The organism is Limosilactobacillus agrestis, from assembly GCF_014145585.1.
GTDB classification, from domain to species: domain Bacteria; phylum Bacillota; class Bacilli; order Lactobacillales; family Lactobacillaceae; genus Limosilactobacillus; species Limosilactobacillus agrestis.
In genome coordinates, this window is the sequence record NZ_JACIVF010000063.1 from 1 (window position 1) to 15,968 (window position 15,968).

Consider the following 15,968-nt stretch of genomic DNA (forward strand, 5'->3'; position numbering starts at 1 on the left):
TACATCCATCAACTGGTCGAAAACTTGGCAATTTCTAAGCCTAATATTATGGGACGACCACGTGAATATGATCCGAGAATGCTTTTGAAATTAGTCCTACTGGCCTATAGTTACGGCATTGTTTCTTGCCGAAAAATCGAAAGATTTGCTCGGGAAAACATTGTCGCAATGTGGTTAACCCAAGAACAACGCCCCACTTATCGAACAATTGCTAGATTTATCGTTTCCAAAGAACTGACAGAAATGATTCAAGCTAGTTTTAAAAATTTCCATGATTATCTTCAAAAAGCTGGGTTGATTGATGAGGCTTCTTTTATTGACGGTACTAAAATTCTTGCTAATGCTAATAAGTATTCCTTCGTATGGAAGAAGCGTACTATCAAATATAGTGATTTGAATGTTGTCAAAGCACGAAAGTTAATTAGTGAGATGCGTGAGGAAGTCAAAGTAGATGCTAACTTGGACGATTTTCAAATCGATGAATTAGATACTACGATTGCACTGTTAGAACAACGAGTTGAAGAACTAAATAAGCGGGTAGAAGAAACCGCTAGGGTTTCGCCTAATCCCGCAAAGCAAGAGCGTCGCCATGCTAAAAAATACCTTCGTGCATTAGATCATTGTCGTCAGAAAAATATCGAGTACAAAGCTCAAGTAGCTACCGCTGGTAAACGTAATAGCTATTCTAAAACTGATCATGATGCAACCTTCATGCGCTTAAAGGAAGATCCAATGCGTAACGGTCAAACAAAACCTGCATATAATCTTCAGATCATGACTAACTCACAGTTCGTACTTGGCTATGATCTCCTGCAAAATCCAACTGACACTCGAACACTAATCCCATTTCTTAAACAGCTTGATCAAAACGGCGTTTTGGGTAAAGAAATAGTAGCTGATGCTGGCTATGGTTCTGAACGTAATTATAGATATATTGAAGATGAGTTACCTGATTGTACGGCTCTCATTCCCTACAGCACAATGCTTAGAGAGAACAGTCGTAAGTGGAAGTCTGATGACCGCAAAGTGATGAATTGGGAATATCATGCCAAGGATGATTATTATATCAATCCGGTTGGTGTTCGTTTTAACTTTAAACGTTACGCTTATCGCAATGATAAGGATGGATTTCACCGTGACTTCAAAGTATATCAAGCAGAGAAATACGATAAAAATCATCAAATTAATCCTAAAGCATTAACGCCACATGGCAATACCAAGTACATCATGGTAAATCCACAATGGGAGTATTTTAAAGCCAAAGCACAGAAGTCGCTTTCAAGTTCCAATACTTATTCACGTCGTAAGTACGATGTTGAAACAGTTTTTGGTAATTTGAAGGCTTATTTGGGATTCACGAGTTTCACGGTACGTGGCCTCAAGAAAGTCAAAAAGCAAATTGGCATCGCCTTAATGGCATTGAATATGAAGAAATTGGCCGGAAGGCCATCTAATTTCCTGGGTAAAAGATCAAAAAGGAAAGATCCATTCGAAAATTTTTTCAATTTCCGAATGGATCTTCTTAATTTAGGGACTTATGTCACAGTCCCTTCTCATTAAAATTTCCTCGGGTAAGAGGGGTATAATAATAGTTAATAATATAAAGGAGGATGGGTAAAATGAATAATCCACGGTTTAAATACCCAGATACAAAGGCGTATGAGTTTGTTGTGCATCGCTTAGAAGAACGCGGTGTTAACTTAAATGAACTAGCAAAGATTGTATACGAGACCCAAAAAGGTTTTGAACCAGATTTAACGTTAGAAATATGCCAAAACTTCTTGATTGATACGATGCATAAGCGTGAACTATTAAATAGTGCAATGGTAGCCCTTGAACTCGATCGCTTAACTGAAGAAGGCAAAGTAGATGAACCACTAGCAAGTATTATTAAAAATGATGCTGGGGTGTTTGGCGTTGATGAGACCCTTGCTTTACAAATTGCAAACATTTATGGAACAATCGGTACAACAAACTTTGGCTACTTTGATCGGGTTAAGAGTGGAATTATCGCTAAATTTGATCACGATAAGGTTCATGTAAATACATTTATCGATGATATTCTTGCAGCAATTGTGGCCGCGGTTTGTGGAAAAATTGCGCATCAATATGCTTGATTAAAAAATCTCATTTACTATTAAATAATAGTTGGCAAAGCCGGTAGCTCAGGGATAGCTGTTATACAGATATAACCTGAGTTAATTTACAGACTATATCTGAACCGGCTACTTTGTCATGTACAAATAGGCCTGTACGGATTTCACCTACGGGCTTTTTCTATTTCATGGGATAAATAGTAGGGGTTCCGAACGTGGAGCTCCTTTTTATTTTGAAAGGTGAGAAGCCAGCGCAAATGGCAGTCAATGATTATCATTATGGAGAACCAGTTTTAAATTTAAAGCAGGCCCGTAAGTTAGGAATAAAAGTTCCAGTAGACTTTCAACGAGAAGCAGAACAGCACGGAACAGTCTTTAGATAATATAATAGGTAAATTCCGAATAATAGGAAATCTGAAGAATATAATATTCGCTAGGTAACATTACGTTGCATATTTGCCACAGATTGTGTTGTAAATCGTTAGAAATACGTTAAAATAATACTGTGTAATTACTTGTGGATAAGTCGGTGGATAACTACTAGTAAATTTAAATTAATTTTATAAATATTGATAAATCAATAGCTACTATTGTTCAAAACTTATCCACAGGAAGTGCAAACTGATGTGGATAAGTGGATTATTTTAAAAGTTGTAGTTGTTAATCCTTACGGGCACAACAGATTGCGAGACTGATACTGAACAACCGTTCCTGTAGATAACTGTGGATAAATAATTTTTAAGAAACCGCTTTTTTAACAAAAATTTAACCGAACATTCGAAAAAAACGGTAAATTAGCTAATTGCTTGTGGATAACTCTGTGGATAAACTGTGGAAGGTAGTGGATATCTTGAATATAAAAATTATTGGTGTGGGTAAATTAAAGGAAAAGTATTTTAAGGCTGGAATTGCGGAATATGCGAAACGCCTGGGACGCTACTGTAAATTTGAAATTGTTGAGGTTCCGGATGAAAAAGCCCCTGAATCTTTAAGCCAAGCAGAAATGGATGAAGTAATGGCAAAAGAAGGAGAACGCATCCTTGATAAAATCAAAGACCGTGAATATGTATATGCATTGGCGATTAAAGGTAAGGAGCGTACTTCTGAAGAGTTTGCAAAAGAGATAAATAAGTTAACTACTTACGGTCATAGTGATATTACTTTTGTGATCGGGGGCTCTTTGGGGTTAAGTCCAGCAGTATTAAAGCGGGCAGATACACAAATTTCGTTTGGACGTTTTACGTTACCTCACCAACTAATGCGGTTAGTTTTGAGTGAGCAAATTTACCGTGCTTTTACCATTAATAATGGTTTACCATATCATAAGTAAAGAATTCCTTGAGTTTTATTTAAATCATTATTTAGTGTCATTGAAGATGATATAGTAATATCATGAAGTGTGGCAGGATAAAATTAAAGGATTTGATTTAAGATAGGCATTAAATGTTATCAAATAATTATTTTGAAGATAATCGCTGTGTTATGCATATTTATCATGCAGGAAAAGGTAAGTGCAAGCCCAGTGAATAATTCACGTCTAACTTTACCTAATGAGGAAAGAATTGTGAATGATGAATTTGAACGTTACCAGTTTCGGGCCAAACAATTACGAACCTGGTGGCAGGTAAGACGACCGAAATATAAACTTGATTGGTCATTTTACTATAAGAAGGGACATTGATATACGTCCACAAGAAGTAAACAAAGCGGCCTCTATCGCTCGGTAAACGAACGTTGGAGACTGCTTTTTGCTTATAAGAGTTTGAAAATGAAATTGCGAGGCGCCTCTTTCTTTTAACTTTTCAAAAAAGCGATTAAAATGAAGTTATCAAAAGGAGGAAACGCTAATGAAGAAAGTTGGAATTATTGTCGGTAGTGTTCGGCCAAATCGGCGGAGTATGCAAGTAGCAGATTGGTTAAAAGTGCAATTAAAGAAAAGTACAAAGGTCCAGTTTGACATCATCGACCTGAAAGAAGTTAATTTACCAATGATGGATGAGCCTAAAATTCCTTATTTAGGCTTATATGTTCACGAAAAGACACGCAAATGGAGTGAATTAGTCCAAAGCTATGATGGTTTTGTGTTCGTCTTTCCACAATATAACTGGGGCTATCCAGCAGTTTTGAAAAATGCGATTGATTACTTAGGAAAAGAATGGCAAGGTAAGCCGGTTAGTTTAGTAACATTTGGTGGTCATGGAGGCTCTCAGGCACAAATCGCAATGAAGCTAGTCGTAACGGGCTTAAAGATGGCTGCGCTTCCTGTTGATTTACAAATTAGCTTGATGCCAGATGATACAACAGCAACTGCAGATCGAAAGTTAAATACTTATAATTCTCAGGTTGCACTTTTGAGAACTGCCTTTGAAAATGAATTAGATTAATTTGTGATTGAATCAGCAAATTATTGTGGAACATTATGTTAAAATTGATTCAATTTGTGAATATTGTGACAAATAGCGTGATTTTGTAGTAAATTAGGCAAGATTATTGCTACAAATTAGGTGATAATAAGTAAAAAATCAAAATGCTTCTATTGCAAAAATAAAACGCTTGCATGATAATTAAATTGTATTCAAATGCCATGAGGAGGGTGTTTTAATGAATAGACAATTTGATTTTTTAATGCCAAGTGTTAACTTCTTTGGCCCTGGTGTTATTGCTAAAATTGGTGATCGTGCAAAAATGCTCAATATGCACAAACCATTAATTGTTACGACTGAAGGCTTGTCCAAGATTGACAACGGTCCTGTTCAACAAACAACTGCTGCTTTGGAAAAGGCCGGTGTTGATTACGCTGTATTTACTGGTGTAGAGCCTAATCCTAAGATCCGGAACGTCCAAGCTGGTAAGAAGATGTACCAAGATGAAAATTGTGACTCAATCATCACTGTTGGTGGGGGATCTGCTCACGACTGTGGTAAGGGTATCGGTATTGTTTTGACTAATGGTGACGACATTTCCAAGCTTGCTGGAATTGAAACATTGAAGAATCCACTTCCACCATTAATGGCTGTTAACACTACTGCCGGAACTGGTTCTGAATTGACTCGTCACGCCGTTATCACTAATGAAAAGACTCATTTGAAGTTTGTCGTTGTTTCGTGGCGTAATATTCCATTGGTATCATTCAATGATCCAATGTTGATGCTGGATATTCCAAAAGACATTACTGCTGCTACTGGTTGCGATGCTTTTGTTCAAGCTATTGAACCATACGTTTCTGTTGACCATAACCCAATTACTGATAGTCAATGTAAAGAGGCTATTCAATTAATTCAAACTTCTTTACCAGAAGTAGTTGCTAATGGTCATAATATTGAAGCCCGGACTAAGATGGTTGAAGCCGAAATGCTTGCAGGAATGGCCTTCAATAATGCCAACTTAGGTTATGTTCATGCAATGGCTCACCAACTCGGTGGTCAATATGATGCTCCTCATGGTGTTTGCTGTGCCTTGCTCTTGACCACTGTTGAAGAATATAACTTAATCGCATGTCCAGAACGGTTCGCTGAATTGGCTAAAGTAATGGGCTTTGACACTACTGGTCTCACCCTTTACGAAGCAGCTCAAAAGTCAATTGATGGTATGCGTGAAATGTGCCGGCTTGTTGGTATTCCATCATCAATCAAGGAAATCGGTGCTAAGCCAGAAGACTTTGAAATGATGGCCAAGAATGCCCTCAAGGATGGTAATGCCTTCTCTAACCCACGTAAGGGTACTGTTGAAGACATCGTAAAACTTTACCAAAAGGCTTACGATGGTATTTACTAATAAGCAAATAGTTTAAAACGAAAAATCCATGAAAGGATCAACGGAATCTTTTCATGGATTTTTATTTACTCTTTATCAGTTAGTTCAAAACGAATTTGTCCAAGTTGTAATTTTTCAGGTTGCTTTGCGCCGTGAAAGATAAGTTTAAATAATCGATTTTCAACGCCGGCCGTGAAGACAAGTTGCTTATCTCCAATATTAATTGTATAGGTATCACCCTCGCTCATTACTTCTGCCTGCAGGAGGGCCGACCATTGCTTAGCCGCTTCTTCTGGGTCACTAACATTAAAGATAGCTTGCTTAACAAAGAGGTCGCCAGCTGGATGGAATTTGATTAATCCCTGTTTCTTTAGGTCTTCGCGACGTTTGTCATCATCTTTACTCCATTGAATAAAGAATGGGGCAGGCAAATGATTAACAAGTTCATCATTGACATAGAAAATCTTCCATTGAATGAGTTTGCCAGCAGGATCAACCCGTTTTCCATCAGTAATATCACCGACATCAAGACCGAGGCCTTTTAATCGCCGGTGGGTTTCTTCGATATTATCAGTCCGAATGGCAAGTGTTGTGATTCGCTGAATACCAGCAAAATAATCTTCAACGGCATCATGAATTGCTGAGTTGTTTTCATATGGAAATGCCTTAGCTTTTTCCTTATTTGCGACGGTTAAGAGTTCAATATAGTTAAGTCCAAAATAATCTAGTGCGTTTTTTGTTCCCCAATATTCGTGATGCCCACCAGGGGTAAAAGCCAGCCCTTTAGAGTTGAAATAATCAATTGCATCTTGAAGATTAGTTACGTCGACCATTGTATGATCCCAATTTAACGTTTCTGTCATTTTAATCACCCTTATTCTGTTTGCCTAATTCCTTTGTTCGTTTAACAGCAGCAAGGACAGCATTTTCGATTCCGGCTGAAAAGGAGCTTTTGTCTAACTCGTGCTGAGCTGTGATACCCACTCCGCCAGCAGAATTATTAATATCAAGTAATTCGGCAGGATGTTTACCACTTTGTTCTACAAACGCAGCGGCTGCACGTAAATTTTCAAGAGCCAGTTTGTTTGCTTGTTGGCGAGGCATTCCGGCAAGGACGCCTGCGTTTGTAAAACTAATTAGAAAGTTATAGATATAGTTTGGTCCGGCCACGCCATATCCAGTAAATACATCTAGCAAGGATTCATCAATATAATCGATTTTTCCAAAACTATTTAGAAAGTCTTCAATGACAGTTTGATTAGCTCGGTCATTTTTAACGACGCCACTATAACCCATAGCAATATCAGTCAAGGTATTAGGGATGATCCGCGTAATTGCAAAAAGATCGTCCTGTGATGAAAGTTGCGCAACTGTTACCCCGGCAATAATTGAAAGAACGTCCTTCTGATAGTGGTGGGCGACAAGTTCTTTCATGATCTCTTGCCAGTTATCTTGTGGGCGTACACCTAGGATAATAAGATCAGCATTCCCAACGGCAGTCCAATCGGGTTGTTGACTTGCTTGAATATGGTAAGTATCTGTTAAATAATTAACCCGATCTATTGAAATATCTGTTACACCAGCTGTTTCAGAAGTGATTACTCCTTTCTTTAATGCAGCTCGCAACATTGCTTCCACCATTTGACCACCACCGAATGAGTAAATCTTAAGTGTCATTAAAACATCATCCTTTCTATATGTATCTAGTCTAATCGTAGCGTATTTCAAACTAAGACGCTAATTTAAACACTTCTTTCAACAAAATAAATTCACAAATTGGTATACTTGAAATTAAATTAACAAGAAAGCTGTTGTTGTATAATAATATTATTAGCTAGAAATAGAATAAAATAGCTTTCACTTGTGAAAAATAAACTTTTCAATATATGGTATTTGGATTTTATTGAAGTGATATTAGTTGAATTGGTCTATTAAATGGTTGTAAAATGTAAGCGTTTATTTAAGGAGGAATCATTATGGCATATCAAAGTATTAATCCATTTACTAACCAAGTAGAAAAAACGTTTGAAAATACAACTGATGAAGAATTGGAACAAACATTAACTACGGCGCATCAATTATATTTAGATTGGCGAAAATATAATGACCTTGAGGAACGGAAACGTCAAATCTTGAAATTAGGCCAAATATTGCGTGAACGGCGTGTTGAATATGCGACAGTTATGAGTAAAGAAATGGGAAAGCTAATTGGCGAAGCAGAGGGCGAAGTTGATCTTTGTGCATCTTTCTGTGATTATTATGCAGCTCATGCAGATGAATTTATGCAACCAAAAATTATTGCAACAACTAGTGGACGTGCTAAAGTTTTGAAGCAATCATTAGGGATTTTAATTGCGGTTGAACCTTGGAACTTCCCATTCTATCAAATTGCGCGGGTGTTTATTCCAAACTTTATTGCAGGAAACCCAATGATTTTGAAAGATGCATCGAATTGTCCAGCGTCAGCTCAAGCATTTGCCGATGCTGTTAAGGAAGCGGGTGCTCCAGCCGGCAGTTTAACTAATTTATTCCTTTCATATGACCAAGTAAATAAGGCAATTGCTGATAAGCGGGTAGCTGGTGTTTGTCTCACTGGTTCTGAACGCGGCGGCGCAACCGTTGCTAAAGAGGCTGGGGCTAATTTAAAGAAGAGTACTTTGGAACTTGGTGGTAATGATGCCTTTATTATCTTAGATGATGCAGATTGGGACCTTGTTGAAAAAGTTGCACCGGCAGCCCGGCTTTATAATGCTGGGCAGGTATGTACATCATCAAAACGTTTTATTGTCCTTGAAAAGGATTATGATCGTTTCTTAAAGATGATGAAAGATGCGTTTTCTAAAGTTAAAATGGGTGATCCGCTTGATCCATTAACAACTCTGGCACCCCTATCGTCCAAGAAGGCGAAAGAAAAGCTCCAGCAACAAGTTGCTACAGCGGTAGAAAATGGAGCCAAAGTTTACTATGGTAATAAGCCAGTTGACATGGAAGGGCAATTCTTTATGCCAACGATCTTAACTGATATTACTCCAGATAACCCAATATTTGATACGGAAATGTTTGGGCCAGTAGCTTCGGTTTATAAGGTTAGTTCCGAAGAGGAAGCAATCGAACTGGCCAATAATTCAAGCTATGGGTTAGGAAACACTATTTTTAGCAATGATTCTGAACATGCAGAACGAGTAGCAGCAAAGATCGAAACTGGAATGAGTTGGATTAATGCGGGGTGGGCTTCATTACCAGAATTACCGTTTGGTGGTGTGAAAAACTCTGGCTATGGTCGTGAGTTAAGTAGTTACGGAATCGATGAATTTACTAATAAACATTTAATTTATGAAGCTCGTCAATAAAACGGTTGAAATTAAATACAAGATAAGGGAACTGTGAAAGTTATATTACAGCTCCCTTATTTTTATTTCCTGGGAAATTATTTAAATTTGATTAATGTAATATTAATAATACAATCTTGCAATTTTATTCTATTGCTTATATACTTAATTATATAAGTAACTAACTATAAAATTACTATTTGGAGGAACGCTCATATGACCGCGAAAAGGAACAGCCATCATACATCTCGATTACGCCAATTATTTGCAACACGTCGACGTCGATGGATTGGCATCGGTGGCCTAATTGTAATTATAATTCTTGTATTAGTTTCAATCCGTCATGCAAATGAGGAAAAAGCAACAGAAAAAAATGAATACAATATTCTACGGGTTACTGAGCAATCTGATTTCAATCTCACGGGAAAGATCGAACCAGTTCAAACCCAAACATTATCGTTGCCATCTGGTAATTTGCAAAGCCTTAACGTTAAAAATGGGGAGCATGTTGCGCAAGGTGAAGCCATTTTAACTATGCATAATAGTAATACACAGGATAGTGTCGCTGAACTTCAAGCGGATCTTAGCAAGAGCCAGCGAACAATGAATGCGCAGCAGCAAACAGTAAATAACCTTCGTCAGCAACTCAATGGAATGACCAGTGGAGATGAAGGTTATGCAGATCTTCAAAGCCAATTAAATGAGGCCCAAAATGCTTATGCTGATGCGCAAGCAAGTGTAGCATCAACTCAGCAGCGTCTTAATACTGCTTCAAGTAAAGTCAACCAAACCTTAACAGTACCTTTTGCTGGTTATGTTACGGTTGACCAATCAAAGCAAAATGCTCCTGTAATTACTCTTTACTCAGATACGCTTCAATTTGTCGGTCAGGTCTCGGAATATGATTATAGTAAGTTTCATCAAAGTGCTGATCTAAAGGTAAAGGCCTTAGCAACGAACCGGACTGCTAATACTCAGGTAAGTTATCTTTCAACAATTCCAACTAAAAATAGTGGAAATAATACCAAATATGAAGTAACTGCTAATGTTAGTGCTAATAAATTTATGGCCGGGCAGACAGCAAAGGCTTCTATTAAACAAGATGGAGTCCAAATACCTAAATCTGCTGTTCGTCATGGAAAGGTATTTGTTGTTGACGCAGACAACCGAGTTCGCGAGACAGATGTTAGTGGCCGGGCAGTCAACAGTTCTTATATTGTGACTGATGGCGTTGATGCTGGTGATCGAATTGTGACTAACCCTAACAGTAAGTTGAAAAATAATGCAAAGGTTGATTAATATGATCAAGCTAAAGAACATTAATAAATATTATCGTCAAGGTAGCCAGCGTTTTCATGTTCTTCATGATATTAATGTTGACATTGAGCAAGGTGAATTAGTCGCAATTATTGGTGAATCTGGATCAGGGAAATCAACTTTGATTAATATTGTGGGCTTTCTTGATGATGATTTTGAGGGAACATACTTCTACCAAAATCACCCAATCCATGATTATTCGCGAAAGCAGTTTTCAAATTTGCGAAATCAAAATGTCGGTTTTGTTTTTCAAAATTTTAAACTGCTACGTGGATCAACCGTTGCCGATAATGTTGGATTACCCTTGCTATATGCAGGAAAACGACGCCGTGAAATTGGCAAACGGGTTTCTGAAGTCTTAGAGCAAGTTGGTTTAGCCGGATATGAAGATCAATTCCCTAAAAATATGTCTGGTGGTCAACAACAAAGAGTATCTATTGCCCGGGCAATATCAACGAACCCGAAATTTTTAATTGCTGACGAACCAACGGGAGCGCTCGATACGGAAACAAGCCAAGAAATTATGAATCTTTTTAAGCGATTGAATCATGAAGAAGGAACAACGATTATTATGGTTACCCACGATCCTCATGTCGCTGAACAATGTGACCGAGTAATTAAAATTATTGACGGTCGAATTGTGAGTGACAGTAAAGGCGGTGAATATCATGCAAACAGTTGAGTTGATAAAATCAGCTATCCAGTCATTAAAAGCAAATAAAAAGCGGAGTTTCCTAACGATTATTGGAATTATGATTGGTATTGCTGCAGTTATTGCTATCCTTGGAATTGGGGACGGGATTACGAAAACGATGTATGATAAGTTCGGTAATAATGCTAAGCAAGGCCAGCAAACGACCGAAATCGTCTATAATCCTGATAATGTTAATTCGACGGTCAATGGATTTACGCAGGAACAAGTTGCTGATATCAATACTCAATTTGGTGGTGAAATAAAAAAGGCTGAGATTGAGCAGGAATCAGATAATCTTTCAACCCATGCAGATATTGGTAATGCGGCTAAATCAGTGACCCTAAGTTTATTAAAGAAGCCAACCCATACGGTAAAACTTATTGCAGGTCACAACTTTAGTAAGCGAACTTTTGAACTAGGGGATGCTAATGTCCTAATGAGTGAAAAAGTAGCTAAACGGCAATATGGTTCAGCACAAAATGCGCTTGGCACAACGGTAACAATCAATAATGTCACCTATAAAGTTACGGGAGTATATAGGACACAGGCACAATTCACTGATGATGGAAACCAAAACTCATACGGCGTTGATTTATTATTACCGAAAAAAGTTTACTATCAAGGAGATAGTGCTAAAGAAGGAAATACGCTTAAATTGACCTTTAGCCAAGGTGTAAATGCCAGTGCTATTTCCCGCAGAGTCGCAAAATATTTAAAAAATAACAGTTCGGCAGCGACCCAAGGAACCTATGAATATTTAGATATGGAAAAAGCATTGAAACAGTTCTCATCACAAATGAGCATTATTACAACCTTCATTAGTTTTATTGCAGCGATTTCTCTGTTCATTGCCGGAATTGGGGTAATGAACATGATGTATATTTCAGTTTCTGAGCGGACACAAGAAATCGGCATTCGCTTAGCTGTGGGGGCCACACCCTTTAACATTATGATGCAATTTTTAGTGGAAGCAGTAATTCTTACCATGACAGGGGGATTATTAGGCTTTTTAGGTGGTGCAGGATTGGCGCACTTACTAGCACCGCTTTTATCAAGTGCAATTGGTGGCGGCGGTATCCATATTCACGCTCATATTTCGGTTAATGCTTTCTTGTTGGCATTTGGAACATCGGCCGCTGTTGGTTTAATTTTTGGAATCTTACCGGCATGCCAAGCAGCTAATAAGAATTTGATTGATATATTGAGATAAGGGAGCGAGACAGAAGTCACTCGTGACTTCGTTTTCGAGCCCCCGCAAGCAACAATAGGCCTCCAGCGTTCGGTTTTACCGGGCGTTGGAGGCCATTGGTGTACTGCGCCATTTGTCTTTTATAAAAGTAACTTGACTTAAGTCACAGCCCCTTTTGAAATTACTTTTTAAGCGATTGTGCAGTTTGGTTAATTAGATTTTGTTGCGCATCAGTTGCATAGAATTCATTAATTAACACACTGATATCATAAGTAGTCTTTGTCATTGATTGATCATTGTTATTCGGAGTCCAAACGGTAACAGTTTTCTTACCTTGGTTTACGCGGAAAAGAATAGTACTATCAGCCGTGCCATTCCCAAGAATAAAGCGTGAATGATTCTTATTCATGGTTAGTTGTAAGCCCTGATCATTAAGATGGTCAGCCCCAAATACCTTAGCATAAACTAACGCTGCTACTTTATAGTAAGATAGTGTTTGCTTACCTTGAGATGAAGGAACAGTAATATTCTTACTTGCTTTCTTAGCAACTTGTTTAGTTTCTGCAGGTGTTTGTTTAGGACTTGTTATTGCCGAGTGATTGGCTGAGCTAGTTTGAGTAGTTGGCTTATTTGTTGTGGCATTAGAATTAGTGGTGCTTGAGCTTGTTTGGCTAGCAGAACTTTGGGTACTCGAGGCGTTTGAGGAAGCAGTAGTTTGACTATCAGGGTTGAATCCTAAAGAACTAAGGCTGATAGTTGAAGTAGTATATTTTTGCTGGGCAACTGGTGTACCAGGTTTGGATGCTAACTGCCATACAGTCATTGTTTTCCCATCACTATTAATCTTGTAGTACATGGTGCTTTCGGCAGTTCCTTGACCAATGCCGTAGCGCCCATTACTATCCTTAAATATGCTAATATGAGAATTTTGAAAAGCATTACCGGAATAGTATTTGTTGTAAGCTTGCATTCCTAAATCATCAATGACCTGTTGATCTTGGAGTAATTCTTGTCGGCTGGTTGGCTTTTGTGTAGTTGATGAGTTTGTAGCCGCAGTAGTTGAATTGCTACTTTGTGTTGGTGTTACTGATGGATTATTTTTAATTGCTGAAATGGCATTATTAATCGTTGCTTTTTGTGCAGGCGTTTGATTTTCGGATTTTTGTAAACTGGAAATTGAAACGGTCTTTTTAGTGTAACCTTGCTTATAAGTAGGGGTATTAGGATCGCTCTTTAGCTGCCAAATCGTTACGGTTCCATTATTATTAATTTTGAAGAAGGCAGTACTATCAGCTGTTCCTTGACCAATCCCATAACGACCATTGCTGTCTTTGAATACACTAATACTATGCGCATCATTAACATAATCTTGACCATAAGCATTTGAATAAACGAGTGAACCAACTTCATTAACATCATTAGTATTATTGTTACTACGTTGGGTTGCGTTGGCGTTACTTTCGGCGATTGATAATCCAGCAAAAACCGCTAATGCAGTGCTAAATAGACTAATCTTTTTCATGATTAACCCCTCCAAGTTTTTAATCGCCATCATTATACGCTCATTTTTGATGATGAAAACGCTTCTTTACTGTTTCTTTACCTTTTAGTAAAAATAGCTCAAAAAAATAACGAATTCTGCAGAAAACGCTACGAATCTTGCAAAATGTAAAAAATATCAAGTTATCAAGTATAATAAAAAGATAAATTAAAATATTAGGAGATAGGAAAAGATGAGTAAAAATAGGGGTAAATTAACGATTATTTCAATTTTGGTTGTAATTATTGTGGTATGTGGAGGCTACATGTTACTCCATCCTTCTGCATCAAAGAAAGTTGTTAGTGAAAAGGCTACTAAGACAGAGAAAATTACCAGTAGCTCATCTAAAAAACACAAAGGGACCAAAAAAGATAGTTCAGATAAAGTTAAAGACGATGATGCTTCGTCTTCAGCAGCTGAGACCAATGATAGTGAGGCAACTTCTACATCTACCGCAGTAACCAGTGGTAATCAAACAGCCCAACCTGCACAAAATCAAAATACAACCCAAGCAACGGCGGTAAGTAATTCTAGTCAAACTGCTAGTCCTAAAACTGCCACGAATAACTATAAGGGAAACCGCGGTGGCGCCAGCACAAATAACCGGCGGACAGCAAGCCGAAAGACAACCCAAGCTGCATCAACTCAACAACCTGTAACAGTGGAAGATGGGATGAACTTTAGCTACCGGGCTGCGCAAAAAGCGGGCGTGATTGATAACAATACATCAGTTGAAGAGTTTTATAAAAATGCTAAGGAAGGTAACGGTTATGTTACTTATAACGGTCAGACTGTTTACTACAAAAACAAGGGTAATAATCAGTACCAAGTTACAACTGCTAAATAGTTTGGTTATTAAAAAGTGTCCTGAGTATTTCATCAGGACGCTTTTTTAGTAAAAATAACGAATTCTGCAGAAAACGCTACGAATTCTGCAGAATGATCCAAAACGTTATCTTTTGTGTATAATTTTCACTGAAAAATAATTAAAAGGGGTTTATTTAAGAATGGAAATAAACAAAAAGTTGGGGATTTACTTGGCAGCTCCAATTGCGTTGATGACTATTTCTGTGACTAATGCGAATGCAGATACAGTTAATCAAGATCAATTGCCCACAACTGTCCAAACTTTACCACAACAGACCAGTAATGTAACAGCAACTGATAATGTTGAGGAGAAATCAGTTAATGTTAGTCAGAGTGAACCAGTAACAAGTTCAGTAAATGTAAGTAGTGAGGTACCTTCCTCTGCTATAAGTTCTACTAATATTGTAAATAGTAGTTCCGTAGATCAAAATATGATTTTAAACAATAATGAGAATACTACAACATTTGCTAAACCAGCTAATTACGATGAAGAAACTGCTTCTACTCAGGATTTTAGTTCAGCAAATTCTCCGATGGCAGTATCATATGCTCAACTGTTTACCTCATTGTATGCAACTAACTATACTCAACAACAAGTTAATAATGCGACATATATTCACGACTATTTTACCAATCAAGGATGGACAAATAACGCTATTGCAGGTATGTTAGGTAACTTTGTGTCTGAATCTGGGCTTAATCCAGATTTACATCAGTATGGTGGAGGACCTGGTTACGGTATAGCACAATGGCCAGCATCAGCAGTCCAGGGATGGTGTAGCAGTAATGGGTATGATTATCGAACATTACAAGGACAATGTGCTTACATCCAATACCAAATGACACACGGTCAACAATATTATCCATCTCGTTATTCTCGAATGACAGCAAATGAATATATGCATAGTTATGAATCTGCCTATAATCTTGGAATGATTTGGCTTAATAATTTTGAGCGCCCAGCAAATCGTAATCAACCTGCACGAGGCCAGCAAGCTCAATATTGGTATCAATATTTCCAGAATCATGGTGGTACTACAGCTCCTGTTGAACAGCCTACACAACCGGCAACTTCTAGCGATGGTGTTATGCAACAGCGTGGGACCTTCCGAGTTGCTTATGGCTTAAACATCCGTCAAGCGCCAAGTACTTCGGCAGCAATAATGGCTCAATACAGTGGTGG

General features: G+C 37.9%; 15 protein-coding genes. 12 read left to right on the plus strand and 3 right to left on the minus strand.

Annotated features, from left to right (window positions below; genetic code table 11):
* Positions 1–78 precede the first annotated feature (78 nt).
* The 6 genes from H5R88_RS06860 (at position 79) to H5R88_RS06890 (ending at position 5,870) form a co-directional block, all read left to right on the plus strand.
* Positions 79–1,560: an IS1182 family transposase gene (locus H5R88_RS06860; RefSeq protein WP_445666900.1), complete on the plus strand. Its 1,482-nt coding sequence runs from the start codon at positions 79–81 to the stop codon at positions 1,558–1,560.
* 59 nt (positions 1,561–1,619) lie between these two features.
* The gene (locus H5R88_RS06865) at positions 1,620–2,117 is read left to right on the plus strand and encodes a phosphatidylglycerophosphatase A family protein (protein WP_182578813.1); all 498 of its coding nucleotides are present in this window, start codon (positions 1,620–1,622) and stop codon (positions 2,115–2,117) included.
* 236 nt (positions 2,118–2,353) lie between these two features.
* Positions 2,354–2,479: a hypothetical protein gene (locus H5R88_RS06870; RefSeq protein WP_259393977.1), complete on the plus strand. Its 126-nt coding sequence runs from the start codon at positions 2,354–2,356 to the stop codon at positions 2,477–2,479.
* A gap of 467 nt (positions 2,480–2,946) precedes the next feature.
* Entirely contained in the window at positions 2,947–3,426 is a 480-nt protein-coding gene (rlmH, locus tag H5R88_RS06875) for a 23S rRNA (pseudouridine(1915)-N(3))-methyltransferase RlmH (protein ID WP_182578870.1), read from the plus strand.
* Between the two features lie 517 nt (positions 3,427–3,943).
* Positions 3,944–4,480, plus strand: a complete 537-nt coding sequence (locus H5R88_RS06885) for an NADPH-dependent FMN reductase (protein ID WP_182600590.1) — start codon at positions 3,944–3,946, stop codon at positions 4,478–4,480.
* Positions 4,481–4,697: 217 nt separating this feature from the next.
* Entirely contained in the window at positions 4,698–5,870 is a 1,173-nt protein-coding gene (locus H5R88_RS06890; RefSeq protein ID WP_182600591.1) for an iron-containing alcohol dehydrogenase, read from the plus strand.
* 65 nt (positions 5,871–5,935) lie between these two features.
* Here H5R88_RS06890 and H5R88_RS06895 read toward each other — a convergent pair whose 3' ends face one another.
* On the minus strand, positions 5,936–6,712 hold the full coding sequence (locus H5R88_RS06895; protein WP_182578816.1) for a VOC family protein: 777 nt from the start codon (positions 6,710–6,712) through the stop codon (positions 5,936–5,938).
* A 1-nt stretch (position 6,713) separates the two neighbouring features.
* A complete protein-coding gene (locus tag H5R88_RS06900) occupies positions 6,714–7,526 on the minus strand; it encodes a pyrroline-5-carboxylate reductase family protein (protein ID WP_182600592.1) in 813 nt (270 codons plus the stop codon).
* A gap of 299 nt (positions 7,527–7,825) precedes the next feature.
* Here H5R88_RS06900 and H5R88_RS06905 point away from each other — a divergent pair, with 299 nt between their 5' ends.
* The 4 genes from H5R88_RS06905 to H5R88_RS06920 all read left to right on the plus strand — a co-directional run bounded on the left by H5R88_RS06905 (position 7,826) and on the right by H5R88_RS06920 (position 12,399).
* Positions 7,826–9,199, plus strand: coding sequence for an NAD-dependent succinate-semialdehyde dehydrogenase (locus tag H5R88_RS06905; protein WP_182600593.1), 1,374 nt, complete (start codon positions 7,826–7,828; stop codon positions 9,197–9,199).
* 195 nt (positions 9,200–9,394) lie between these two features.
* Positions 9,395–10,477, plus strand: a complete 1,083-nt coding sequence (locus H5R88_RS06910; protein WP_182600594.1) for an efflux RND transporter periplasmic adaptor subunit — start codon at positions 9,395–9,397, stop codon at positions 10,475–10,477.
* 1 nt (position 10,478) lies between these two features.
* Complete coding sequence (locus tag H5R88_RS06915; RefSeq protein ID WP_182600595.1) at positions 10,479–11,177, plus strand: ABC transporter ATP-binding protein; 699 nt, start codon at positions 10,479–10,481, stop codon at positions 11,175–11,177.
* Complete coding sequence (locus H5R88_RS06920) at positions 11,164–12,399, plus strand: ABC transporter permease (RefSeq protein ID WP_182600596.1); 1,236 nt, start codon at positions 11,164–11,166, stop codon at positions 12,397–12,399. The genes H5R88_RS06915 and H5R88_RS06920 overlap by 14 nt, the downstream gene beginning before the upstream one ends.
* 160 nt (positions 12,400–12,559) lie before the next feature.
* Here H5R88_RS06920 and H5R88_RS06925 read toward each other — a convergent pair whose 3' ends face one another.
* Complete coding sequence (locus H5R88_RS06925; RefSeq protein ID WP_182600597.1) at positions 12,560–13,900, minus strand: Lreu_0056 family protein; 1,341 nt, start codon at positions 13,898–13,900, stop codon at positions 12,560–12,562.
* Between the two features lie 211 nt (positions 13,901–14,111).
* Here H5R88_RS06925 and H5R88_RS06930 point away from each other — a divergent pair, with 211 nt between their 5' ends.
* Both H5R88_RS06930 and H5R88_RS06935 read left to right on the plus strand, forming a co-directional pair.
* On the plus strand, positions 14,112–14,765 hold the full coding sequence (locus H5R88_RS06930; protein ID WP_182600598.1) for a hypothetical protein: 654 nt from the start codon (positions 14,112–14,114) through the stop codon (positions 14,763–14,765).
* 160 nt (positions 14,766–14,925) lie between these two features.
* A partial coding sequence (locus H5R88_RS06935) for a phage tail tip lysozyme (RefSeq protein WP_259393978.1) occupies positions 14,926–15,968 on the plus strand: 1,043 nt, incomplete at its 3' end.